Here is a 22,953-nt window from a genome sequence, read left to right as displayed (position 1 = left end):
GGGATATAATGGCTAGATCACTTAAAAAAGGACCATTTGTCGATGATCATTTAATGAAAAAAATTGACGAATTAAATGAAAAAAATGAGAAAAAAGTTATTAGAACATGGTCAAGACGTTCTACAATATTCCCTGAATTTGTAGAACACACTATAGCAGTTCACGATGGTAGAAAACACGTTCCAATCTATATCACAGAAGATATGGTAGGACACAAATTAGGTGAATTCGTACCAACAAGAACATTTAGAGGCCATGCTAAAAAAGCTACTGAACAAAAAGCAAAAATGCGTTAGGAGATAGAAATGGAAGTTAAAGCAACAGCTAAATATCAAAGAATATCTCCTCTAAAAGTTAACTATATTTGTAAAGAAATCAGAGGTAAGCAAGTAGACGAAGCACTAAACATTCTAAGATTTACAAACAAAAAGGGTGCTAGACTACTTGAAGATGTACTAAAAAGTGCTATTGCAAATGCTGAAAACAACAATGGTTTAGACAGAGAAAACCTAATAGTATCAAAAGCATTTGCTAACGATGCTCCAACATTTAGAAGATGGCATCCAAAAGCTAAAGGTGCAGCTTATCCAATACTTAAGAGAAACAGCCACATTGGTGTGGTTCTTACTAATATAGAAGACTAGGAGGAAAAAATGGGCCAAAAAGTAAACCCTAAGGGATTTAGAGTTGGTGTTATTAAAGACTGGGATTCAAAATGGTTTGCGGACAAAGAAGACTTCTCAGACCTACTAGTGGAAGACTATAACATCAGAAAATTAATCAAAAAAGAAATGTATGATGCAGGTATTGCAGATATCGAAATCGAAAGAGCTGTAAATAACCTTAAAATCACAATCTTTGCTGGAAAACCAGGAATGGTTATAGGTAAAGGTGGAGCAGGAATCGAAGAACTAAAGAAGAAAATCGAAAAAGTTGCTCCAGGCAAAAGAACAATCATAAACGTTGAAGAAATCAAATACCAAGACCTAAACGCTCAATTAGTTGCAGAAAATATAGCATCTGCTCTTGAAAACAGAGTTGCATTTAGACGTGCTATGAAACAACCTATCCAAAGAACAATGAGAGCTGGAGCTAAGGGTATCAAAACTATGGTATCAGGACGTCTTGGTGGAGCTGATATGGCAAGAAGTGAAGGATATTCTGAAGGAACAATTCCACTTCAAACACTAAGAGCTGACATTGATTATGGATTTGCAGAAGCAGATACAGAATATGGTAAAATTGGTTGTAAAGTTTGGATCTACAAAGGCGAAATCCTACCAGGAGAAAAAGCTGTTCGTGAACCAAAGATGAAAAATCAACCAAACAACAGAAACAAAAAAAGAAGAAATAATAACAGACGTCCTAATAGAAACAACAAGGAAAATACTAACAGATAGTATTTATATAAGGAGAGATAACTTATGTTAATGCCTAAAAGAGTTAAATATCGTAGACAACACAGGGGCAGAATGAAAGGTAAAGCTCAAAAGGGAAACCAACTAGCTTACGGTGAATATGGCTTACAAGCTCTTGAACCAACCTGGATGACAGCTAACCAAATCGAGGCTGCTCGTCGTGCGATGACAAGATATATAAAAAGAGGCGGTCAAATCTGGATCAATGTATTCCCAGATAAACCAGTTTCTAAGAAACCTGCAGAAGTAAGAATGGGTTCTGGTAAAGGTGCTCCAGAATATTGGGTAGCAGTAATAAAACCAGGCCGTGTACTATTTGAGATGAGTGGTGTAGGCGAAGAAGTTGCTAGAGAAGCTATGAGGCTTGCTGCACAAAAACTTCCTGTTAAAACAAAATTCATCAAAAGACTTGAAGTGACAGGTACGGAGGAATAATAATGAAAGCAAAAGAAATCAGAAATTTATCAGACCAAGATTTAGATAAAAAATTATATGATTTACAAGGTGAGCTTTTTAATCTTCGTTTCAGACTTGCAACTGGCCAATTAGAAAATCCATCAGAAATTGGAAATGTCAAAAAAGACATCGCAAGAGTTAAAACAATTCAAACTGAAAGAAAGCTTAATATAAATAGGGAGGCTTAAATTTCATGGAAAGAAATAGTAGAAGAGTAGAGCGTGGTGTTGTAGTTTCCAATGCGATGGATAAAACAATTACAGTTTTAGTAGAGGAAAAAATCTCACACCCAGTTTACAAAAAAAGAATAAACAGAAGTAAAAAATATAAAGCTCATGATGAAAATAATGAAGCTAAAGTAGGCGATACAGTCGTAATTATGGAGACTCGTCCTCTATCAAAAACAAAAAGATGGAGACTTGTTAGAATTGCACAAGCTGCTGAAATTATTTAATTAATTAAGGAGATTATAATGATACAACAAGAAACTCGTATGAGAGTTGCAGATAACTCCGGAGCTCGTGAATTATCAGTAATTAAAGTTCTAGGTGGAACAGGTATAAGATACGCTAATATTGCAGATGTTGTAGTTTGTTCAGTTAAAAGTGCAACACCCGGCGGAGCGGTAAAAAAAGGTGACGTTGTAAAAGCTGTAATAGTTAGAAGCAAAAGAGGTCTAAAAAGAGTTGACGGATCAAAAATTAACTTTGACGAAAACGCAGCAGTAATCATCAAAGACGACAAATCACCTGTAGGAACACGTATATTTGGACCAGTTACCAGAGAACTAAGAAGAGAGGGATTTATGAGAATCATCTCCCTTGCTCCAGAAGTTTTATAGGAGGCACAAATGCACGTTAAAAAAGGCGATAAAGTTCAAATAATATCAGGCCAAGATAAGGGTCATGTTGGAGAAATACTTAAAGCTTTCCCAAAAGAAAACAAAGTAATAGTCGAAGGTGCTAACATTAGAATCAAACACCAAAGAGCAACTCAACTTGGTGGCGAAAGTGGAAGAATCGAAAAAGAATGTCCAATTGATGCTTCAAAAGTTCTACTTTATTCAGAAGAACTTAAAAAAGGTGTTAGAACTAGCAAAGTGTTTGAAGATGGTAAAAAAATCAGAGTAAACCATAAAACAAACGAGAAATTTGACTAGTTAGGAGATATTATGGCAAACAGATTAAAAGAAAAATACGAAAATGAAGTAGTAAAAGCATTAATTGAAAAGTTTGACTACAAAAATGTAATGGAAGTTCCAAAAATAGAAAAAATAGTAGTAAACGTTGGTGTTGGTGAAGCAAAAGACAACCAAAACCTACTAAAGTCTGTTAAAAACGAACTTGCTTTAATTACAGGTCAACAACCAATTGAAGCTCATGCTAAAAAATCAGTAGCTAACTTCAAACTTAGAGAAGGTCAAGCTATAGGAGCAAAAGTAACACTTAGACGTGAAAAAATGTATGATTTCCTAGACAAACTAATCTCAATTTCACTACCACGTGTACGTGACTTTAGAGGTATCAATCCAAACTCATTTGATGGTCGTGGAAACTATTCACTAGGAATCAAAGAACAATTAATATTCCCAGAAATCAAATATGATGATGTTGATTTCTTACACGGTATGGATATTACAATTGTTACTACAGCTAAAACAGATGAAGAAGCTAAAGCATTCTTAGAACTAATGGGAATGCCATTTACAAAATAAAGGAGCGCTAAATGGCTAAAAAGTCAATGATAGCTAAACAAAAAAGACCACATAAATTTTCAACTCAAGAATACAACAGATGCAAAATTTGTGGTAGACCACATGGTTATTTAAGAAAATATGGAATTTGCCGTATTTGCTTTAGAGAACTAGCAAACGAAGGCAAGATTCCTGGAGTAAGAAAATCAAGCTGGTAATTAGGGAGGATAATAATTATGATGACAGATCCAATTGCGGATATGCTAACAAGAATTAGAAATGCAGTTAAAGCTAACCATAAACAAGTTAGCTTACCATCTTCTAATGAAAAGAAAGCTATTGCACAAATTCTTCTTGATGAAGGCTTCATAAGCGGATTTAACGTAGAAGAAGACAATAAACAAGGAATTCTTACAATAGATTTAAAATATACAGAAAACGGTGAAAAAGTAATCTCAGGACTTAGAAGAATCAGTAAGCCAGGTCTTCGTGTATATGTAAAAGCAAACGAAGTACCAAAGGTATTAAACGGTCTTGGAACAGCAATTATTTCAACATCAAAAGGACTTTTAACTGACAAAGCAGCTAGACATGAAAATGTAGGCGGCGAAGTTATTTGTTACGTATGGTAAGGAGAAATATATGTCAAGAATAGGTAAACAACCAATCGATATACCATCTGGAGTAACAGTTAATATTGATGGTCAAGAAATTAGAGTTGAAGGACCAAAAGGTAAACTAGCTCAAAAATTCCCAACAACAGTTGAAGTTGTTGAAAGCGACAATCAAATACATGTAAATATTCCAGAAGAATATACAAAACAACAAAACATAGACCACGGTTTATTTAGATCACTAATTGCTAACATGGTAACAGGCGTTACTGAAGGTTATAGCAAGACTTTACAAATCGAAGGTACAGGATATAGGGCAGCAAAACAAGGTAACAACCTTGTAATGAACCTAGGTTTCTCTCACCAAGTAACAATGGCTGATCCAGAAGGAATCGAAGTAGAAGTACCAAACGATAGAACTATTATTGTAAAAGGTGTAGACAAACAATTAGTAGGCTTACACGCTGCAAATATCAGAAATTGGAGAAGACCTGAACCATACAAGGGTAAAGGTATCAGATATGAAAACGAGCATGTAAGACGTAAAGTTGGTAAGACAGGTAAGTAGGAGATAATAAATGGCTAAAGATAATAAAAGACAAAGACTTTTAACTCGTAAAAAAAGAGTTAGAGCAAAAATCAGCGGAACTCCTGAAAGACCAAGACTATCAGTATACAAATCAAATGCCAACATCTATGCACAAATAATTGACGATGTAAACGGCGTTACACTAGTAAGTGCTAATACTTTACAAGAAGATGTAGCAGAAGGATTAGAAAGCAAATCTAATATCGAAGCTGCAACAAAAGTAGGAGAAACTATTGGTAAAAAAGCTATTGAAGCAGGAATTAGCGAAGTAGCCTTTGACAGAAATGGTAACCTATACCACGGTAAAGTTAAAGCTTTAGCTGAAGGCGCTCGTAGTGCTGGTCTTAAGTTTTAAGGAGCTATTAGATGAATTATTTATTAAGAAGTGAAGTAGAAAAACTAAACCTCGAAGATAGAGTAGTATCAATCAACAGAGTTGCTAAAACTGTAAAAGGTGGACGTAACATGAGATTTGCTGCATTAGTAGTTGTTGGAGACTCTAACGGAGTAGTTGGAGTTGGAACAGGTAAAGCTACTGAAGTACCAGAAGCAATCAGAAAAGCAAGCGAAGATGCTAAAAAACACATGATCAGAGTTCCACTTGTAGGAACAACAACTCCTCACAGAATCGAAGGAGCAAAAGGCGCAGGACATGTATTACTAATGCCAGCTAAAGAAGGTACTGGAGTTATCGCAGGTGGTCCAGTACGTGCTATATGCGAACTTGCTGGTTACAAAGATATCCGTGCTAAAAACTTAGGATCAAGCAACCCAAGAAACATCATTAATGCTTGTCTAGATGCTTTTAACAAGATGAAGACTGTTGAAGATGTAGCTAAACTTCGTGGTATTCCGGTAGAAGAATTCGATTATTAAGGAGAAGACTATGGCACAATTAGAAATCAAACTTAAAAAATCTTTTATCGGCAGAAAAGATGATCAAATTGCAACAGCTAAAGCCCTAGGTCTAAAAAAGATCGGCCAAAGCGTTGTAAGAGAAGATAATCCAGCAGTAAGAGGAATGATTAACAAAATTCCATTTATGCTTGAAGTAAAAGAATTAAACTAGGAGTGTAAGATGAAATTACATGAATTACAACCTAACCAACCAGTAAAAAAGAGAAAGAGAAAAGGTAGAGGTCCAGGTTCAGGTAATGGTAAACGCGCAGGACGTGGACAAGATGGACAAAACTCAAGATCTGGTGGAGGAACAAGACCAGGTTTTGAAGGTGGACAAATGCCACTATACAGACGTCTTCCAAAAAGAGGATTTAGGAACATCAACAAAAAACAATATGAAGTCATCAATGTTGAAAGCTTAAACATCTTTGAAGATGGTACTGACGTAACACCAGAATTATTATTCGAAAATAAAATATTGAATAAACACAAAGCTAAAGATGGAGTTAAAATCCTTGGCGATGGTGAGCTAAATGTAAAATTAAATGTTAAAGCTCACAAGTTTACAGCAAGTGCAAAAGAAAAAATTGAGCAAGCAGGCGGATCATTCGAAGAAATAGAAGTTAAAAAATGGGTAAAACCATCTAAGAACGATAAAGTTAGTGAATAATCTGCGAGGTGAAGAATGCTAGAAACAATAAAAAAAGCATCTAAAGAGCCAGAAATTAAGAAAAAGTTTTGGTTTACAATCCTAATGCTTGTAATCTATAGACTTGGGAACAATATTCCAATACCATTTATAGATCCCCAAGCCCTTCGTGATGCATATTCAAATGTAGAAGGAACATTAGTTGATTATCTTAACATGCTAACAGGTGGGGGCCTATCAACCCTATCAATCTTTGCCCTAGGTGTACAACCTTACATCACTTCATCTATCGTAATGCAGCTATTAACAGTTGTAATACCAAGACTAGAAGAATTGACACGTGAGGGAGAACAAGGCCGTAAGCAAATCCAAAAATACACCAGATATATGACAATTGTTTTGGCAATATTCCAAGCCATAGCAGTAACAAATGGTCTATATGGATCTGCCTTATCAAATGCTACAGTATTTCAAAAAATTGTTATGAATGTTGTCCTAATCGGTGGCACAATGTTTGTAACATGGATGGGTGAAACAATTACCGAAAAAGGACTTGGAAATGGTACAAGTTTAATAATCTTTATGGGTATTATAGCTTCATTTCCAAAAACTATCGCTCGTTGGAAAAACCAAGTTCATTATGGACTAGTAGGATACTTACCAATAGTAATCATGGTTATCCTAGTAATCTTAATTGTAATGAGCGTAGTATTAATATCAGAAGGTGAAAGAAAGATTCCAGTCCAATACGCCAAAAGAGTTGTTGGACGTAAGATGTATGGTGGTCAATCTACTCACATCCCAGTAAAAGTAAACATGGGCGGAGTAATGCCAATAGTATTTGCATCAGCAGTACTAGCAATACCTTCAACTGTTTCCTTATTCTTTGGAAATGCTGGACAATCTGGAATAACAAATTTCTTCCAAAACACAACATTTGGGTTTATACTATACTTAGTAATCCAATCAGCACTAATATTAATATTTGCTTACTTCTACAATCAAATTCAATTTAACACTGTAGAATATGCAAAACAACTTCAACAAAACGGTGGTTTTGTACCTGGAATTAGACCTGGCAAACCAACAAGTGACTACTTAGGAAAAGTTGCAACAAGAATCACATTCATTGGTTCAATAGCACTAGCCCTACTAACAATAATTCCAGCAATAGCTTCAAAATTACTAGGACTATCAATATCATTTGGTGGATCATCAGTAATAATCGTAGTAGGTGTAATAATAGAAACTATCAAACAAATTGAAGCAATGATGACTATGAAGCAATATAAAGGGTTTTTAAATAGGTAAAAGATGAATATAATTTTGTTAGGGCCTCCAGGAGCTGGTAAAGGTACACTTTCAAGCAAAATCATTGAAAACAAACAAGCAGTTCAAATATCAACTGGAGACATATTTAGATATAATATTTCAAATGAAACTGAACTTGGTTTAAAAGCAAAAGCTTACATGGACAAGGGAGAATTAGTCCCAGATGAACTAACAATAGATTTATTGTGGGACAAATTCGATAGTCTTGATGATGAAAGTAAAGACTCAATAATCTTATTTGATGGATTTCCAAGAACCATTAGCCAAGCAAAAGCACTAGATGCTGGAATGGAAGAAAGAAATCAAAAGATAGATATGGTAATCTACTTTGACGTAGATGATGAGATCTTAATCCAAAGACTAACAGGAAGAAGAACTTGTCCAGAGTGTGGAGCAACATACCATATCACAAACAATCCACCAAAACAAGAAGGCATTTGCGATAAATGTGGAACTAAGTTAATCCAAAGAGCAGATGATACAATTGAAACTGTTGAAAATAGAATCGATGTATACAACAAACAAACCTCTGTACTTATTGAATATTACACAAATAAAGGTATATTAAAGAGTATTGATGGCACAAAAAAACCAGATCTTGTATACAAAGAATTCGAAGATAAGTTAGAGGAAATAAACTAACTTATGGCAAAAACAAAAGTTACATTAGAATCTTTAATTAGTTTCTAAGATATGTCTTATTAAGTTAAGGCAAAAGTAAGATTTTTTAAGACATGTTGAAGAATTAAAGGAGGTTCTATATATGTCAAAAAAAGATGCTATAGAAGTTACAGGAGTTGTCACAGAAGCTCTACCAAATGCAATATTTAAAGTAGAACTAGAAAATGGACACGAAATACAAGCCCACTTATCAGGCAAACTCCGCATGAACAGCATAAGAATACTAGAAGGAGATAAAGTAACAGTAGAATTATCTCCATACGACTTAAGCCAAGGACGCATTACTTGGCGTAAAAAATAGTCCCATCATCTTGGGTGGAAAATCCGAAGGATTTTTCATCTCTGAGATAAGCGAAGATGCGAAGCATCAAGCGAATCCAGAGAACTAAGCGAGCGAGGACGAAAGTCCAAGCGAGAGGACATCATCTTGGGTGGAAAATCCGAAAGATTACAAACTAAAATTATGACTATTCTATAAAGCATAAGGTTAACAGATAGGAGCATAACATGAAAGTTAGAGCATCAGTTAAAAAAATGTGTGATAAATGCAAAATTATCAAAAGAAATGGTAAAGTTATGGTAATTTGCGAGAATCCAAAACATAAACAAAGACAAGGTTAGGAGGGTTTAATGCCTAGATTAGCTGGTATAGACTTACCAAGAGAAAAAAGAGCAGAAATTGGCCTTACCTATATCTATGGTATAGGACGTGCAACTGCAAACGAAATACTAAAAAACACAGGAATCAACCCTGATACTAAAATGAAAGATCTTACTGAAGAAGAGTTAGGTAAAATCCGTGAACAACTAAATCACTACACAATCGAAGGTGACCTTCGTCGTGAAACATCAATGAACATAAGAGCACTACGTGAAGTTGGTTCATATAGAGGATTAAGACACAAAGCAGGTCTTCCAGTAAGAGGACAAAATACAAAAAACAACGCTAGAACAAGAAAAAACAGAAAGGGTTAAGGAGAATAAATGGCAACTAAAGCAAAAACATCTCGTAAAAGAAGAGTTAAAAAACACGTTGAACGTGGCCAAGCTCACATTAACTCAACATTTAACAACACAATGGTAACACTAACAGATATGCAAGGCAATGCATTATCTTGGGCTTCAGCTGGACAATTAGGATTTAGAGGAAGCAGAAAATCTACACCATTTGCTGCACAAGAAGCTGCAGAAGTAGCTGCAAAAAAAGCAATGGATCAAGGATTAAAAACTGTTGAAGTGTACGTTAAAGGACCAGGTTCTGGACGTGAATCAGCAATTAGAAGCTTACAAGCAGCTGGCCTTGAAGTTACAATGATCAAAGACGTAACTCCAATCCCACACAATGGATGTAGACCACCAAAAAGAAGAAGAGTTTAATAAGGAGAAATAATGGCAGTATCAAAAGATCCAGTATATAAAAGAGCAAGAGCTTTAGGAATTTCTCCAGCATACTTAGGTTATACAGGCGAGTCAAAAAGACAATTACCACAAAGACGTGGCAAACTTTCTGATTATGGTATGCAACAAAGAGAAAAACAAAAAGCTAAATTTATCTATGGTGTATCTGAAAAACAATTTAGAGGATATTACGATAAAGCTACAAAAATCAAAGGACAAACAGGTGAACAACTTATAATCCTTTGCGAAAGAAGATTAGATAATATAGCATTTAGATCAGGACTTGCAAGAACAAGACGTGAAGCAAGACAAATCGTAACACACGGCCACTTACTAGTAAATGGCAAACAAGTAGACATCCCATCATACTTAGTAGAAGTAGGCGATGTAATAGAAGTTCGTGAAAAATCTAGAAGCAATACTTTATTTAAAACAATCAAAGAAACTAATGCTACATTTGGTGTAGTTGATTGGATGACTTCAGACTTAGAAAACTTAAAAGTTACAATCAATAGATTCCCAGAAAGAGAAGATATTGATATTCCAGTTGAAGAACGTATGATCGTAGAGTTCTACTCTAAATAATAAATAAAATAGTTGAGACTCAAGGAGATACCATGATCGAAAAATTAGATACAAAAATAGAAATTCTGGATATAAAGGAAGAAGATAACTACGGTAAATTTGCTTTATATCCACTTGAACGAGGCTATGGTACAACCATTGGAAACAGTATGAGAAGGGTGTTATTATCATCCTTACCTGGTTCTAGCGTCTCTAAAATACTCATAGAAGGCGTACTTCATGAATTTTCAGTTATCGATGGAGTAGTAGAAGACGTTCCTGAAATAATATTAAATATCAAGGGTCTTGATGTAAAAAAACATTCTGATGAAGATGTAACATTATTTTTAGAAATCGAAGGACCAAAGATTGTAACAGCTAAAGATATCAGCAAAGATGCTTCAATTGAAATTGCAAACCCAGACCATTATATAGCTACAGTAAATGACAAAGCCAGACTATTCATTTCACTAGAAGTTACAAACGGTAAGGGATATAGAGTTTCAGAATTTAACAAATCTGAATCAGATCCAATTGGAACAATAGCAATCGACTCTTCATTTACACCAGTAGAAAAAGTAAACTATTATGTAGAAAATACCAGAGTTGGAGAAATCACAGACTATGACAAACTAATAATAGAAGTTTGGACCAATGGAACAATAACTCCACAAGAAGCCCTTGCAGAAGGAGCAGGTATCTTAATAGATGACTTTAACTACTTTAAAGAATTACCAAACGCTTCTTTCGTAGAAGAAGACCAAAGTGAAGAAGTAGAAGAAGAAATCACCGAAGAAGAAGTTAGTGATAGCAACCTAAATAAAACTATAGAAGAATTAGACCTATCCTTACGTTCATTTAACTGCCTCAAAAGAGCAGGCTTTGATACAGTAGGTGACATAGTTGATAAAACTGAAGCAGAACTAAAAGCTATCAAAAACTTTGGTAAAAAATCTTTAGAAGAAGTAAAAAATAAGGTCCATGATTTGGGCCTTACACTAAAAGATGAATAGGAGGTAAGAATGGCAAACAAAAGAAAACTTGGCAGAAGAAGTGACCACAGAAACGCAATGCTAAGAAACCAAGTTACATCATTATTTGATAATGGTAGAATTGAAACAACAGTTACACGTGCAAAAGAAACACAAAAAGTAGCTGAAAAAATGATCACACTTGGTAAAACAAACACTCTTCACACCAGACGTCAAGCTGCAAGCTATATATATAAACCATCAACAGTACAAAAACTATTTGATGAAATCGCACCAGAATATGCCGAAAGAAATGGTGGATACACAAGAGTACTTAAACTAGGACCAAGAAGAGGTGACGGCTCTGAAATGGCTATTTTAGAGTTAGTTTAATAATCTATTGAAAATAAAATATTAAATCTCTGTTACATATAAGACCGCAAACTCGGCCTTATATGCCAAGAAATTGTGCGTCAAAATATGTCAAATCTAAAATGCCAATTTTAAAGTAGAGAGCTAGCATCTTTGTAAAACAAAGGTGCTTTTTATTTTGCCGATTTTAGCGTAAAGTTATTATGAGGAGATAATATGAACTATGAATTTATAATTTTTGATATGGATGGACTTATATTTGACACTGAGAAGATGTATTATGATTTACAGCAATGCAAGTAAATAATTATTATAATCATTGTTTAATAATAAAAAAAAATTAATACTAACAAACTTTTAATGAAACTTATTCAAAATATAAAAATTTCAAAATCATTACAAAAACTTATCACAAACCTTACATATTTCCGTTGTAAACTTATATTATCGGCATACAGTAATAGCGAAATTAATATATTAAATTTTATAATAGGAGAACAATATGAAAAATAATAAAGTATTAGCTGTAGCATTATCAGCAGGTTTAGTTTTTAGTGGAGCATACCTAGCTAATAGCAATATAAATGTTGCCTATGCTTCAGAAAGTCAACCAACAATAGAAGAGCTTAAAGCTCAAATTACACAACTAAAAAATGAAAAAAATGAGATAGATAGAAAAAAAGCTCAATCTAAAAATGCTATTAATTGGAGAGAAGATAATAGAAAGGTATCCGAATTACCTGAGGAAAAATTAAAACAATATGAAATATGGGATCAGAAAGACAGAAAGGTAATAGAAGAATGTGATGCACAAATGCTTGAATTGGATAAAAAAATTGCAGCCATTCAAGAACAAATAAAAGCTTTAGAAAATTCACCAACACCAGGTGAAGAAAATCCAGGCAATGGTTCAACAGAAGCAGACAAAGCTAAGGAATTTGAAGACTATAAAAAGAAATATAGCGACAAAATAGATGGTCTATCCGATCTAACAGAAGCAGAAAAAGCAGCAGCAAAAGAAGAAATAGCAAATGCAACAAGTGAAGCTGAAGTAAACAAAGCATATAACAAAGCATACTCAGCAAACCAAGATGCAGAATACGACAGAGAAAAGAAAGAAAGAGAAGAAAACTTTGCAAAAGATAAAGAAAATGCAAAAAAAGAAATAGATGATTACGGAGACAAACTAACAGAAAAAGAAAAAGAATCATTCAAAGAGCAAATAGACAAGGCACCAACAAAAGGCGCTATAACTGGTATATTAGAAGAAGCTAAAAAAGCCTCAGAAAACCCTCAAGAACCAGAAAATCCTCAAGATCCAGAGACACCAACAATAGATGAGGATTACAAGGATATGTTCTTAGAAAACCTTCTAAGCCTATCAAAATTAACAGATGAGGAAAAGGAAGCATTCAAAGAGAGAATAGAAAAAGCAAAAACCAATGGTGAAATCTATGATATCTATAACCAAGCTATTGATTTAAATAACTCACGAGACAAGAAGCCTGAAGACTCGTCTGTAAATAAAGATTACAAAGATATGTTCTTAAATAATCTTTTGACCTTGTCTAAACTAAGCTATGCAGAAAAAGAATCATTCAAAGAAAGAATGGATAAGGCAAAGACTAATGCTGAGATTTACGATATATACAATGAGGCGGTAGCTTTAAATACTTCTCGCAAGCAAAAACCATCAAAAGAAAATGAAAGTGAAAATCCAATCAATCCAGCAAAACCTCCTCACAGCAAGGACGAGTCAGAAGATTCATCAAGTGATTTAATATACGTAGCAAAAGGTTATAAGTACGTTAGTGAAGGTTTCTATCACAGATTAGATTTAGAAGATTCTTACTACAAACTAAAACTTGCCCTAAATGAGAATGAAATCTATGCTCAGGCTATAAGAATTTTACTAAAATATACACCGAATACAGTAAAAGATGTAAGAGGCCAACTTGAAAGTTTGCTCAAAGAATCTGTAGATTTACAGGAACAAGCAAAACTTGTTCTAAAGGAATATGAAAGTATACTAGGATACTAATTCTATAGGATCCAACAAAATAGTAAATAATATATTTAGGGGAAAACTCACAGTATTATACAGTATTGTGAGTTTTTCTCTTTTAAAAAATATGTAGAGATATTGTGAAAATTTACATTGGGTAAATAATAGACATAAAGGAGGGTTGATATGAAATACGATTTGATAATATTTGATATGGACGGATTGATGTTTGATACTGAGATTTTTTATTTTAAATCTTGGAAGGCATTTGAAGATAAGTATAATTTTCGCTTTGATATAAAAACTCGCAACAGAATTGCCGGAATGAATGAAGACAATGTTAGAGATGAGTTTGCCAAAATTTTAGGGGACTATGATAAAGCTAAGAATTTGCGTGATGAAATTAATGCTTATAGGAAAGAAGGATTAAAAAACTACAATGATTCAATAAAAAAAGAGGGACTTGTTGAGCTATTGGATTTTCTAAAGGAAAATGGCATAAGAGCATGTATAGCTTCATCTTCTGACAAAGAAAAAATCCTATACTTAATAGAAAAAGAAAATATAGAAGACTACTTTGACTTTGTAGTATCTGGGGGAGATTTTGAAAATAGCAAACCTAATCCAGAAATATTTGAAAAAGCCGCAGAAATAGCTAATGTTGATAAAAGTCGTGCCCTAATACTTGAGGATTCCCACAATGGATACTTGGCAGCAAAGTCAAGTGGAATAGACTATCTCATAATCCACGATACATCATTTCATAAAACTTTTAAAGCCGACAAAGAAGTAGATTCATTATTAGATGTGATTGAATATATAAAATAATTATTTAACATTATATTGAACATCTTGAAATATTTATTTAATACGCTATAATTTACTTAAGAAAAGCTTTTCTTTACAGGAGTAATATGGATTATTTAATAAAAATCAAAGAAAGATGGGATGATTTTACTCCATCTGATAAAAAAATAGGTGAATATATAATAGATAATCCCGAGCAAATAATTAATTATAATACTTTACAACTTGCTGAGATTATTCAAACTAGCCAATCAGCTATAATAAGATTTATCAAAAAAATAGGCTATAAGGGCTATATAGATTTTAAAATCGATGTTGCAAGATCAATTGAAGAGAATAGTGAATTCTTGCTTGATGAGGTAATATCGAAAGACGAAAGTATAGAAAATATTATTTCAAAAAGCAAGAACAATGTCTTATCTACCGTGGAAAAAACTTATGCACTGATTGATGATCAGAGAATTAAGACAGCCGTAGAGGATATAAACAAGGCAAATAATATCTACCTTGCTGGAGTGGGAAGTTCGGGCTTGATATGTGAAGATTTTTCCTACAAACTACAAAGATCTGGGAAAAAAGTTTTCTACCAAGTAGATGCTCATACCAATCTAGCCCTAGTTAGCAATATCTGTAAAGATGATTTACTGATAGCTATTAGTTATTCTGGATTAACAAAAGAAATTTTGATTGCATCAGAATACGCTAAAAATATAGGAGCGAAAGTTGTAAGCATTAGCAAGGCTCTTAACAGTGCTTTGGCTAACAATACTGACGAACTACTCCTTATTCCAGAGATTGAAAGGGAAATGCGATATGGCGCTATTTCTTCACGACTATCATCACAAATAATAACGGACATTCTTTACTATGGCTATGTTGCTGCAAACACAGAAAAAGTTAATGAAAATATGAGAACATCTAAACTACTGACAAATAAACTAAAGGATATGTAAATGTTAGGATTTTCTTTATACTTTGAAAATGATACTGATTTTGAAGAACAAATAGAAAAATTTAAAGGCTTTGATTTGTTGTTTACATCCTTGCACTATCCAGCAAGTGATGAAACTTATGATAAGTTTCTAACTTTGTTGGATGTGGCTAAAGATATTAATATTTGTGTAGATATCAACAATCAAACCCTAAAGGATCATCCAGATTTACTAGATATGGATTTAATTATAAGGCTTGATTTTGGCTTTAGTCCAAAAGAAATATCAGATTTATCCAACAAGAACCAGATAGCTATAAACGCCTCTACTGTTAATTACAAGTTTTTGGAAGACTTGGCAAAAGCAGGTGCAAATATGGCAAATATGATAGCAATTCATAATTACTATCCGCTAGTTTTTTCTGGTCTATCCCAAGAATATTTCCTAAGACAGAATGAGCTTATCAAATCTTTTGATATTAGAATTGCAAGCTTTGTCCCAGGCAATATAAATCTTCGAGGACCTGTTTTTGAAGGTTTGCCTACACTAGAAGAAGATAGGCATATGAATCCATACCTTAGCTTAGTAAAACAAAAAAGAAAATACAAGATGGATGAAATTATTCTGGCCGAAGATGTAGACGAATATAGCCAAAATTGCATAGTTAAATTTATAAATGATAGAGTTATAAGCCTACCTATAATTTGGAAAAAAAACAATGAGCAGATATCAAAAATAAAAGTTAGAAATGACATAAGTGACTATATAATTAGAAACGAAAGAAAGAAAAAGGATGTCAGTCCAGACCAGCCTAGACAGATAAAGAGGGGAGACCTTGTTATCATGAACAATTTGTCAGGTCGATATGCAGGAGAGATTGAAATTGTAAGAAAAGATCTAGGCTTATGCGAAGATAGAAACTTTATTGGCAGGATTGATAAGTCTTATATAGGTATTTTAGATTTGATAAAAGGAGGTGATATTATTGAATTCGACAGAAGATAGGAATCCTATAAGTTACGATTTGGATTTAAAATCAACTAGAGAAATATTAGAAATTATCAATAATGAAGACCAAAAGATAGCTTATAAGGTAAAAGATGCCATGGACCAAATTCAACCTTTGGTTGATGAGGTTATTACTACATTTGTTAATGGAGGTAGATTGTTCTACCTAGGAGCAGGCACAAGTGGAAGGCTAGGAGTTTTGGATGCATCTGAGACGGTTCCAACTTTTTCAGTAAATCCAACTTTAGTTACGGGTCTTATAGCAGGGGGTGATGATGCTTTAAGAAATCCAATAGAAAATGCAGAAGATTCCAAAGAAGCAGCAAAAATGGATTTACAAAAAGCAAATTTAACTAATAAGGATTTTGTAATAGGTATTGCTGCTAGTGGTAGAACACCATACTCTATTGGAGCAGTGGAATATGCCAGAGAAATTGGAGCAAAGACAGGCTCTATTGCCTGCAACAAAGATGCAAAGATTTCCACCTATGTAGACTACCCAATAGAGATAGAAACTGGCCCAGAAGTATTGAGTGGATCAACTCGTATGAAAGCAGGAACTGCAACAAAAATGGTTCTAAATATGATTACTACCACAGCTATGATCAAAATTGGGAAAGTATACGACAATTTAATGGTCGATCTAAAACCAACTAACGAGAAGCTGGTAGATAGGGCAACAAAAATTATAAGCGAAATTAGTGGATATGATTATGAATCATCAAAAAAGATACTAAGCCAAGCCAACAATAATGTAAAATCTGCAATAATAATGGCTACAAAGAATGTAGACTATGAAGAGTCTATAAAAATTCTTGAAAATAATAAAGGATTTATAAGAGAGGATTTGTAATGGATAATAATACATTAGCAAAATTATTAGTAGATGACTTTGGGGGTAGTAGCAACCTCATAGAAGTTATCAATTGTATGACAAGAGTTAGAGTAAAAGTAAGAGATAATAGTAAGGTAAACTACGGTGCCATAAAAAGTCGCGAGGGCGTAATGGGCCTAGTTGAAGGAGACCAGATACAAGTAGTATTGGGACCAGGTAAAAGTGAAAAAGTCGCTAAGGCAATGGCAGAAATTTCAAATGCAAAATTATCTGAAGAATTAGCAACAAGCACTGATAAAGAAAGCCTAGAAAGAAGAACTAGAGAAAACAAAGAATCCTATAAGGCAAAACAAAAACAAAGTGGATTTAAGAAGTTTACAGCTACTATAGCTTCGATATTTGTTCCATTAATACCAGCCTTTGTTGGCGCTGGACTTATTGGTGGTATAGCATCAGTTTTGTCAAATATGGCAACAGCTGGAACACTAACAGGTGATGGTGTAAATAACCTTATTCAGATTTTAAATGTAATGAAAAATGGTCTTTATGCTTACCTAAATATTTTTATAGGTATTAACACAGCAAAAGTCTTTGGAGCAAATGAGGGACTTGGCGGCGTTGTTGGAGGTATGGTTTACCTTACAGGTATGAATCCAGATATGCCTATAAGCAACATTTTCTTGGGAACTCCTCTTGCAGCAGGACAGGGTGGAGTAATAGGTGTACTAATTTCAGTATACTTATTAAGTAAGATTGAAAATGCTCTTCATAAAATAATACCAGATTCCCTAGACATTATATTGGTTCCAATGCTATCACTTTTAGCAGTAGGCCTTCTAACTATGTTTATAATAATGCCATTAGCTGGACTTATTTCAAATGGCCTAATAGGTTTTATTAACGGAGTAATCAATATTGGTGGCGCAGTATCAGGATTTATCTTAGGTGCCTTGTTCTTACCTATGGTAATGCTTGGTCTTCACCAAATTCTAACACCAATACATGTAGCAATGATTGAGCAACAAGGCGCGACATACTTACTGCCAATTCTTGCAATGGCAGGAGCAGGACAAGTAGGAGCTGCACTTGCAATACTTGTTAAATGTAGAAAGAATAAACAAATTACAACTATTGCCAAAGGTGGACTTCCTGTAGGATTTTTAGGAATTGGGGAGCCACTTATATATGCGCTAACCTTACCAATGGGCAAGGCTTTCATCACAGCTTGTCTTGGTGGAGGTATAGGTGGCGCAGTTATAGGAGCTATAGGATCTATTGGTTCAACAGCTATAGGACCATCAGGTCTTGCACTAATTCCACTTATTTACCAAAATAGATGGCTAGGTTATCTAGCTGGCCTTATTGCTGGCTATATAGGTGGATTCGTATTAACATATTTCTTTGGAGTTGATCAGAAATATGTAGATGGAGCTAACCTTGATAACTCAAATAAATTTGAATTTAAATAGCTTATAGTAAGAGGAGTCCTGAGAAATATGCTTTGTGATTAGAATTATTTCTTAGGACTTCTTTTTATTTTCCTATGGAATTTAGTCAAAGGCTCAAATGCTTGAAATTACAAGCTTTACCTCTTGTGAAATTATTTGCCAAAGGGCATATAAAATGATATAGTTAAATATAAGAAATTATACTTTTATAAAAATGAGGTAAGGGTATGAAAAAGACACTGATTGATAAAGTTAATAATAAAAATTTTGAAGTGTTAAACTCTATGGATGATTGGGTGAGGATTGTCGATTTGAATGCAAAGACGATTTTTGTCAACAATTCGCTAGACCTTGCTAGGAAAAAATCTGAAAGTTTAAGCATTTATCTTGATGAAAATGTACCCTTAAATCTAGCTAGCGAAAATGACTCCATAAGAAATACTACTGTAATAGAAGAAAAGTTGATAAATAACAGATATTATAGCATAAAGTCTTCACCTATTGTTATAGGTGGAGAATATTCTGGCGTAGTGGAAGTTTTTAGGGACATAACCCGAGAAACTAATATGAAAATCGAACTTTTTGATGCCAATAGAAATATGCTCGACGATGTGAGATTTGTTAGAAAAGTCCAATCTTCGATTTTGCCAAAAAATAAGATTTATGGCAAACTTGACCTCAAATCTTATTATAATCCTTGTTCTAATGTATCAGGAGATATGTTCGATTTGATAAAGCTTGATGATAATAGGTATGCTTTTTATATTTCCGATGTTATGGGCCATGGAGTCAAGGCTTCTATCCTAACTATGTTTGTTAAAGTATCTATCAGTTCGATTTTTGACAAGTATCCTGACTATACACCTAGTCAGGCTTTATTAAAACTTAGAAGCCGTTTTTATGATCTCGATATTGATTCGTCTCAATACTTCACAGCCTGGCTTGGAATATTTGATATGGGAAATAATACTCTTTGTTTTTCAAATGCTGGTCATAATTGCCCACCGATGATCTATAGGTCTGATGCACAGGCTTGCGAATATTTGCACGCCAATGGAAGGATGATTTCAAATATCATAGAGCCAGATGTATATAATGAAGTGACTACAGAGTTAAAAGATGAAGATTTAATTCTTTTTTTCACGGATGGAGTTATCGAAGCAACTGATGAGGATAATAAAGAGTTTGGTCTAGCAAGACTAAAAGAAGTTTTTTGCCAGAGTAGGCAAATAGAAAAAATTTACGATGAAATAGAAGATTTTAGCTGGGGAGAGCAAAAGGATGATATAACCTTGGCTATGATTACTTATAGGAGAAATAATGCAGTTAAATAAATTAATAGATCATACAAATTTGAAGGCTGAAGCAACAAGTGAAGATATCAAAAAACTAGTTGATGAGGCAGTTGAACATGAGTTTTTTAGTGTTTGCGTAAACTCATCTTTTGTAAAACTTATCAAAGATTATAACAAAGATGTAAAGATTGCAACAGTTGTAGGCTTTCCTCTAGGAGCTATGGCAACATCTGCCAAGGCCTATGAAACAAAATGTGCCATTGAAGATGGGGCAAGTGAAATAGATATGGTTATAGAAGTTGGCCGCCTAAAGGAAAAAGACTATGACTATGTTCTAAATGACATTAAAGCAGTTAAAGAAGCTTGTGGAGACAATTTATTAAAAGTTATAATCGAAACTTGCCTATTAACTGAAAAAGAGATTGTAAAAGCCTGTGAACTAGCTGTAGAAGCTGGGGCAGACTTTGTCAAAACATCAACTGGATTTTCAACAGGAGGTGCAAAAGCATCTGATATTGCCCTAATGAGAAAGACAGTAGGTCCAGATATTGGTGTAAAGGCATCTGGTGGTATTCACACTAAAGAAGAAGCACTAGAAATGGTAGAAGCTGGCGCAAGTAGGATTGGTGCAAGCAAGTCCATAGAAATTTGCAAATAGGACAATTTATGGCAAATGAAGTAATGATGCAAGCCTTTGAGTGGGATACTTGGGCTGATGGCAGTTTTTATAAAAATTTAACAAAGAATGCAAAAAAATTAAAAGAAAATGGAATTGACTCCCTATGGCTTCCACCTATGACTAAGGGTGGATCAGACATGGACGTGGGATACGGAGCCTATGACCTATGGGATCTTGGAGAATTTGACCAAAAAGGAACTGTCAGAACCAAATATGGGACAAAAGAGGAACTCCACCAAGCCATAGATGCCCTCCATGATGCGGGCATCAAATGCTATGCAGACGTAGTGTTAAATCACAAGGGTAACGGCGATGAGAAAGAAAAATTCCAAGCTATAATGGTAGACCAAAACAATAGGACCTTGGATGTTGGCGAAGCGACAGACATAGAAGCATGGACCCATTTCACCTTCCCTGGAAGAAATGGCAAATACTCTGACATGCAGTGGCACTGGTACCACTTTACAGGAGTTGACTACGATGACTTGTCCGGCACATCTGCAATTTATCGTATAGTTGGAGATGGCAAATATTGGGATGACGATGTTTCCAACGAAAAGGGCAATTTTGACTACCTTATGAACAACGACATCGACCACAACCACCCAGAAGTTCGTGAAGAAATATTTAAGTGGGCAGATTGGTTTATAGAAGAAACAAAAGTAGATGGCTTCCGTTACGATGCCCTAAAACATATATCAGAAGAATTTATCCATAGCCTATCAAGTCACATCATAGATGAAAAAGGCTTGGACAATTTCTATTTGTTTGGTGAATTTTGGCAATATTCTAAAGAATCCATAGAACATTATCTAGGAGCAACCAACCATCAAATAGATTTGTTTGACGTTCCACTTCACTTCCACATGGAAGAAGCCAGCAAGTCCATGGGCAATTACGACATGAGAAAGATATTTGACAATACAATTGTTGGAGACTTCCCGGCAGAAGCTGTAACCTTTGTAGACAACCACGATAGCCAACCTGGCCAAGGTTTGGAATCTTGGATTGAACCATGGTTTAAGGAAATAGCCTATGCACTAATATTGTTTAGAAAAGATGGTTATCCTTGCGTATTTGCAGGAGATTACTATGGCCTATGTGGACCAGTAAAAACCGACCCGCTCGACCAGATGATAAACAATATGATAAGTGTCAGAAAGAAATACAATCATGGCAACCAAGACGACTACTTCGACGACCCAGCAGTAATAGGTTGGGTAAGACGTGGCGATAGTGACCACAAGCCACTTGCAGTTTTAATATCTATCAAAGATATGGCAGAAAAACAAATGCACGTGGGAGAAGGCGAAGCAGGGGCAACCTATGTTGACCTATCTGGCAAAAATGAAGAAGTAACAATAGATGAAGCGGGCAACGGAGTCTTCACAGTAGGCCCAGGCCAAGTGACATATTGGGCAAACAAAGAAAGCTTATGAAATATTACGCAGTAAAAAAAGGCAGAAATCCTGGGATTTATACATCCTGGGATTCTTGTTTAAAAGAAGTAAAAGGATATAGTGGAGCAATCTATAAGTCTTTCAAGACCAAGGAAGAAGCTAAAAGCTATATGGCAGGTGAAGAAAAAGATATAGAAATAGGAGCAAACTCAGTCATAGCCTATGTAGACGGATCCTACAACCAAAAGCTAAAAGTATATGGATCAGGAGCAGTCTATATCACAGATGATAAAGAGATAGAACTAATGAAATCCTACGACGACGCCTACCATATCCATAGAAATGTGGCTGGAGAAGTAAAAGCAAGCGAACTTGCCATAGAAAAAGCCATAGAAGATAAAAAAGATCAAATCATAATCTACCACGACTACCAAGGAATAGCATCCTGGGCAAAGGGTGATTGGAAGACAAACAACGACTTGACCAAATCATATAAAAGATTTATAGATCAGGCAAGAAAGAAAATAAAAATAGACTTTGTAAAAGTAAAGGGTCATTCCAATGACAAAAACAACGACAAAGCAGACCAGCTAGCCAAAGAAGCAGCAGGTATAGGATAAAAGGCAGGAGAAATCCCGCCTTTTAAAATCCTGATTTTTAAATTATGTTTGATTATGTGTCTTATAGGTTTTTACTTGTTTAAGGCTGTACCGTTGCATTAAGGGGGTAGGGTCGAGGGGTAGCAATTGCCAGTCCGGCCGCTCTCGGACAGACCCCTACGTCCCACGGAAACTCGCTTTTGCAAAGCTCCTCCGTGCTACCGCACTATGTTTCCGGGTTAAACAACCGAAATCAACGGTTGTTTAACTCCCACCGCCACTGCGTGGTGCGCAGAACAGTAGAAGTT

35 protein-coding genes are annotated in these 22,953 nt (G+C 34.7%); all 35 read left to right on the top strand.

The window, feature by feature from the left end; genetic code table 11:
- Positions 1 to 8 precede the first annotated feature (8 nt).
- Positions 9 to 296: a 30S ribosomal protein S19 gene (rpsS, locus tag BQ7474_RS08555; RefSeq protein ID WP_073998439.1), complete on the top strand. Its 288-nt coding sequence runs from the start codon at positions 9 to 11 to the stop codon at positions 294 to 296.
- Positions 297 to 305: 9 nt separating this feature from the next.
- Positions 306 to 644, top strand: coding sequence for a 50S ribosomal protein L22 (gene rplV / locus BQ7474_RS08550; protein ID WP_044565295.1), 339 nt, complete (start codon positions 306 to 308; stop codon positions 642 to 644).
- A 9-nt stretch (positions 645 to 653) separates the two neighbouring features.
- Positions 654 to 1,400 (top strand): 30S ribosomal protein S3, encoded by a 747-nt coding sequence (rpsC, locus tag BQ7474_RS08545; protein WP_073998438.1) that lies wholly within the window; start codon positions 654 to 656, stop codon positions 1,398 to 1,400.
- Between the two features lie 24 nt (positions 1,401 to 1,424).
- Positions 1,425 to 1,853 carry a 50S ribosomal protein L16 gene (rplP, locus tag BQ7474_RS08540; protein WP_073998437.1) on the top strand — a complete coding sequence of 143 codons (429 nt, stop codon included), beginning with the start codon at positions 1,425 to 1,427 and terminating at the stop codon, positions 1,851 to 1,853.
- Between the two features lie 2 nt (positions 1,854 to 1,855).
- Complete coding sequence (gene rpmC, locus BQ7474_RS08535) at positions 1,856 to 2,062, top strand: 50S ribosomal protein L29 (protein WP_073998436.1); 207 nt, start codon at positions 1,856 to 1,858, stop codon at positions 2,060 to 2,062.
- A 5-nt stretch (positions 2,063 to 2,067) separates the two neighbouring features.
- Positions 2,068 to 2,328, top strand: coding sequence for a 30S ribosomal protein S17 (gene rpsQ, locus BQ7474_RS08530; protein WP_073998435.1), 261 nt, complete (start codon positions 2,068 to 2,070; stop codon positions 2,326 to 2,328).
- Positions 2,329 to 2,346: 18 nt separating this feature from the next.
- Positions 2,347 to 2,715 carry a 50S ribosomal protein L14 gene (gene rplN / locus BQ7474_RS08525; protein WP_073998434.1) on the top strand — a complete coding sequence of 123 codons (369 nt, stop codon included), beginning with the start codon at positions 2,347 to 2,349 and terminating at the stop codon, positions 2,713 to 2,715.
- 9 nt (positions 2,716 to 2,724) lie between these two features.
- Positions 2,725 to 3,033, top strand: a complete 309-nt coding sequence (rplX, locus tag BQ7474_RS08520; protein WP_044565303.1) for a 50S ribosomal protein L24 — start codon at positions 2,725 to 2,727, stop codon at positions 3,031 to 3,033.
- A gap of 12 nt (positions 3,034 to 3,045) precedes the next feature.
- Positions 3,046 to 3,588 (top strand): 50S ribosomal protein L5, encoded by a 543-nt coding sequence (gene rplE, locus BQ7474_RS08515; RefSeq protein ID WP_073998433.1) that lies wholly within the window; start codon positions 3,046 to 3,048, stop codon positions 3,586 to 3,588.
- An 11-nt stretch (positions 3,589 to 3,599) separates the two neighbouring features.
- A complete protein-coding gene (locus tag BQ7474_RS08510) occupies positions 3,600 to 3,785 on the top strand; it encodes a type Z 30S ribosomal protein S14 (RefSeq protein ID WP_073998432.1) in 186 nt (61 codons plus the stop codon).
- Positions 3,786 to 3,803: 18 nt separating this feature from the next.
- Positions 3,804 to 4,199, top strand: a complete 396-nt coding sequence (rpsH, locus tag BQ7474_RS08505; protein WP_073998431.1) for a 30S ribosomal protein S8 — start codon at positions 3,804 to 3,806, stop codon at positions 4,197 to 4,199.
- A 10-nt stretch (positions 4,200 to 4,209) separates the two neighbouring features.
- A complete protein-coding gene (gene rplF, locus BQ7474_RS08500; protein WP_073998430.1) occupies positions 4,210 to 4,749 on the top strand; it encodes a 50S ribosomal protein L6 in 540 nt (179 codons plus the stop codon).
- A 10-nt stretch (positions 4,750 to 4,759) separates the two neighbouring features.
- Positions 4,760 to 5,125 carry a 50S ribosomal protein L18 gene (rplR, locus tag BQ7474_RS08495; protein ID WP_073998429.1) on the top strand — a complete coding sequence of 122 codons (366 nt, stop codon included), beginning with the start codon at positions 4,760 to 4,762 and terminating at the stop codon, positions 5,123 to 5,125.
- Between the two features lie 11 nt (positions 5,126 to 5,136).
- The gene (rpsE, locus tag BQ7474_RS08490; RefSeq protein ID WP_073998428.1) at positions 5,137 to 5,646 is read left to right on the top strand and encodes a 30S ribosomal protein S5; all 510 of its coding nucleotides are present in this window, start codon (positions 5,137 to 5,139) and stop codon (positions 5,644 to 5,646) included.
- A gap of 10 nt (positions 5,647 to 5,656) precedes the next feature.
- Entirely contained in the window at positions 5,657 to 5,839 is a 183-nt protein-coding gene (gene rpmD / locus BQ7474_RS08485; protein WP_073998427.1) for a 50S ribosomal protein L30, read from the top strand.
- A gap of 9 nt (positions 5,840 to 5,848) precedes the next feature.
- Entirely contained in the window at positions 5,849 to 6,340 is a 492-nt protein-coding gene (rplO, locus tag BQ7474_RS08480) for a 50S ribosomal protein L15 (RefSeq protein ID WP_073998426.1), read from the top strand.
- 15 nt (positions 6,341 to 6,355) lie between these two features.
- Complete coding sequence (gene secY / locus BQ7474_RS08475; protein ID WP_073998425.1) at positions 6,356 to 7,630, top strand: preprotein translocase subunit SecY; 1,275 nt, start codon at positions 6,356 to 6,358, stop codon at positions 7,628 to 7,630.
- A gap of 3 nt (positions 7,631 to 7,633) precedes the next feature.
- Positions 7,634 to 8,293: an adenylate kinase gene (locus BQ7474_RS08470; protein WP_073998424.1), complete on the top strand. Its 660-nt coding sequence runs from the start codon at positions 7,634 to 7,636 to the stop codon at positions 8,291 to 8,293.
- Positions 8,294 to 8,414: 121 nt separating this feature from the next.
- Positions 8,415 to 8,633, top strand: a complete 219-nt coding sequence (infA, locus tag BQ7474_RS08465) for a translation initiation factor IF-1 (protein ID WP_073998423.1) — start codon at positions 8,415 to 8,417, stop codon at positions 8,631 to 8,633.
- A 206-nt stretch (positions 8,634 to 8,839) separates the two neighbouring features.
- On the top strand, positions 8,840 to 8,953 hold the full coding sequence (rpmJ, locus tag BQ7474_RS08460) for a 50S ribosomal protein L36 (protein ID WP_004818043.1): 114 nt from the start codon (positions 8,840 to 8,842) through the stop codon (positions 8,951 to 8,953).
- Positions 8,954 to 8,962: 9 nt separating this feature from the next.
- On the top strand, positions 8,963 to 9,307 hold the full coding sequence (rpsM, locus tag BQ7474_RS08455; RefSeq protein WP_044565319.1) for a 30S ribosomal protein S13: 345 nt from the start codon (positions 8,963 to 8,965) through the stop codon (positions 9,305 to 9,307).
- A 9-nt stretch (positions 9,308 to 9,316) separates the two neighbouring features.
- On the top strand, positions 9,317 to 9,709 hold the full coding sequence (gene rpsK, locus BQ7474_RS08450; RefSeq protein WP_044565321.1) for a 30S ribosomal protein S11: 393 nt from the start codon (positions 9,317 to 9,319) through the stop codon (positions 9,707 to 9,709).
- A 12-nt stretch (positions 9,710 to 9,721) separates the two neighbouring features.
- The gene (rpsD, locus tag BQ7474_RS08445) at positions 9,722 to 10,315 is read left to right on the top strand and encodes a 30S ribosomal protein S4 (protein WP_073998422.1); all 594 of its coding nucleotides are present in this window, start codon (positions 9,722 to 9,724) and stop codon (positions 10,313 to 10,315) included.
- Between the two features lie 32 nt (positions 10,316 to 10,347).
- On the top strand, positions 10,348 to 11,307 hold the full coding sequence (locus BQ7474_RS08440) for a DNA-directed RNA polymerase subunit alpha (protein WP_073998421.1): 960 nt from the start codon (positions 10,348 to 10,350) through the stop codon (positions 11,305 to 11,307).
- Positions 11,308 to 11,316: 9 nt separating this feature from the next.
- A complete protein-coding gene (gene rplQ, locus BQ7474_RS08435) occupies positions 11,317 to 11,658 on the top strand; it encodes a 50S ribosomal protein L17 (RefSeq protein ID WP_044565324.1) in 342 nt (113 codons plus the stop codon).
- 481 nt (positions 11,659 to 12,139) lie between these two features.
- Positions 12,140 to 13,678: a GA module-containing protein gene (locus BQ7474_RS08430; RefSeq protein WP_073998420.1), complete on the top strand. Its 1,539-nt coding sequence runs from the start codon at positions 12,140 to 12,142 to the stop codon at positions 13,676 to 13,678.
- A gap of 150 nt (positions 13,679 to 13,828) precedes the next feature.
- Positions 13,829 to 14,470 carry an HAD family hydrolase gene (locus tag BQ7474_RS08425; protein ID WP_073998419.1) on the top strand — a complete coding sequence of 214 codons (642 nt, stop codon included), beginning with the start codon at positions 13,829 to 13,831 and terminating at the stop codon, positions 14,468 to 14,470.
- Positions 14,471 to 14,556: 86 nt separating this feature from the next.
- The gene (locus tag BQ7474_RS08420; protein ID WP_073998418.1) at positions 14,557 to 15,402 is read left to right on the top strand and encodes a MurR/RpiR family transcriptional regulator; all 846 of its coding nucleotides are present in this window, start codon (positions 14,557 to 14,559) and stop codon (positions 15,400 to 15,402) included.
- On the top strand, positions 15,403 to 16,386 hold the full coding sequence (locus BQ7474_RS08415; RefSeq protein WP_073998417.1) for a MupG family TIM beta-alpha barrel fold protein: 984 nt from the start codon (positions 15,403 to 15,405) through the stop codon (positions 16,384 to 16,386).
- Complete coding sequence (gene murQ / locus BQ7474_RS08410; protein ID WP_235821508.1) at positions 16,358 to 17,242, top strand: N-acetylmuramic acid 6-phosphate etherase; 885 nt, start codon at positions 16,358 to 16,360, stop codon at positions 17,240 to 17,242. The genes BQ7474_RS08415 and murQ overlap by 29 nt, the downstream gene beginning before the upstream one ends.
- Positions 17,242 to 18,693: a PTS transporter subunit EIIC gene (locus BQ7474_RS08405; RefSeq protein ID WP_073998415.1), complete on the top strand. Its 1,452-nt coding sequence runs from the start codon at positions 17,242 to 17,244 to the stop codon at positions 18,691 to 18,693. Before murQ ends, BQ7474_RS08405 begins: the two co-directional genes overlap by 1 nt.
- A 206-nt stretch (positions 18,694 to 18,899) precedes the next feature.
- Positions 18,900 to 20,006 (top strand): PP2C family protein-serine/threonine phosphatase, encoded by a 1,107-nt coding sequence (locus BQ7474_RS08400; RefSeq protein ID WP_073998414.1) that lies wholly within the window; start codon positions 18,900 to 18,902, stop codon positions 20,004 to 20,006.
- On the top strand, positions 19,993 to 20,625 hold the full coding sequence (gene deoC / locus BQ7474_RS08395) for a deoxyribose-phosphate aldolase (RefSeq protein ID WP_073998413.1): 633 nt from the start codon (positions 19,993 to 19,995) through the stop codon (positions 20,623 to 20,625). Before BQ7474_RS08400 ends, deoC begins: the two co-directional genes overlap by 14 nt.
- Before the next feature lie 8 nt (positions 20,626 to 20,633).
- Positions 20,634 to 22,085, top strand: a complete 1,452-nt coding sequence (locus tag BQ7474_RS08390; RefSeq protein WP_073998412.1) for an alpha-amylase — start codon at positions 20,634 to 20,636, stop codon at positions 22,083 to 22,085.
- Positions 22,082 to 22,666, top strand: coding sequence for a ribonuclease H1 domain-containing protein (locus BQ7474_RS08385; protein ID WP_073998411.1), 585 nt, complete (start codon positions 22,082 to 22,084; stop codon positions 22,664 to 22,666). The genes BQ7474_RS08390 and BQ7474_RS08385 overlap by 4 nt, the downstream gene beginning before the upstream one ends.
- Positions 22,667 to 22,953 lie beyond the last annotated feature (287 nt).

It is taken from the genome of Anaerococcus urinomassiliensis (assembly GCF_900128425.1).
Taxonomy (GTDB): domain Bacteria; phylum Bacillota; class Clostridia; order Tissierellales; family Peptoniphilaceae; genus Anaerococcus; species Anaerococcus urinomassiliensis.
The sequence above is the reverse complement of the archived record's forward strand: the minus strand, read 5'-3'. Positions and strand labels throughout refer to the sequence as shown.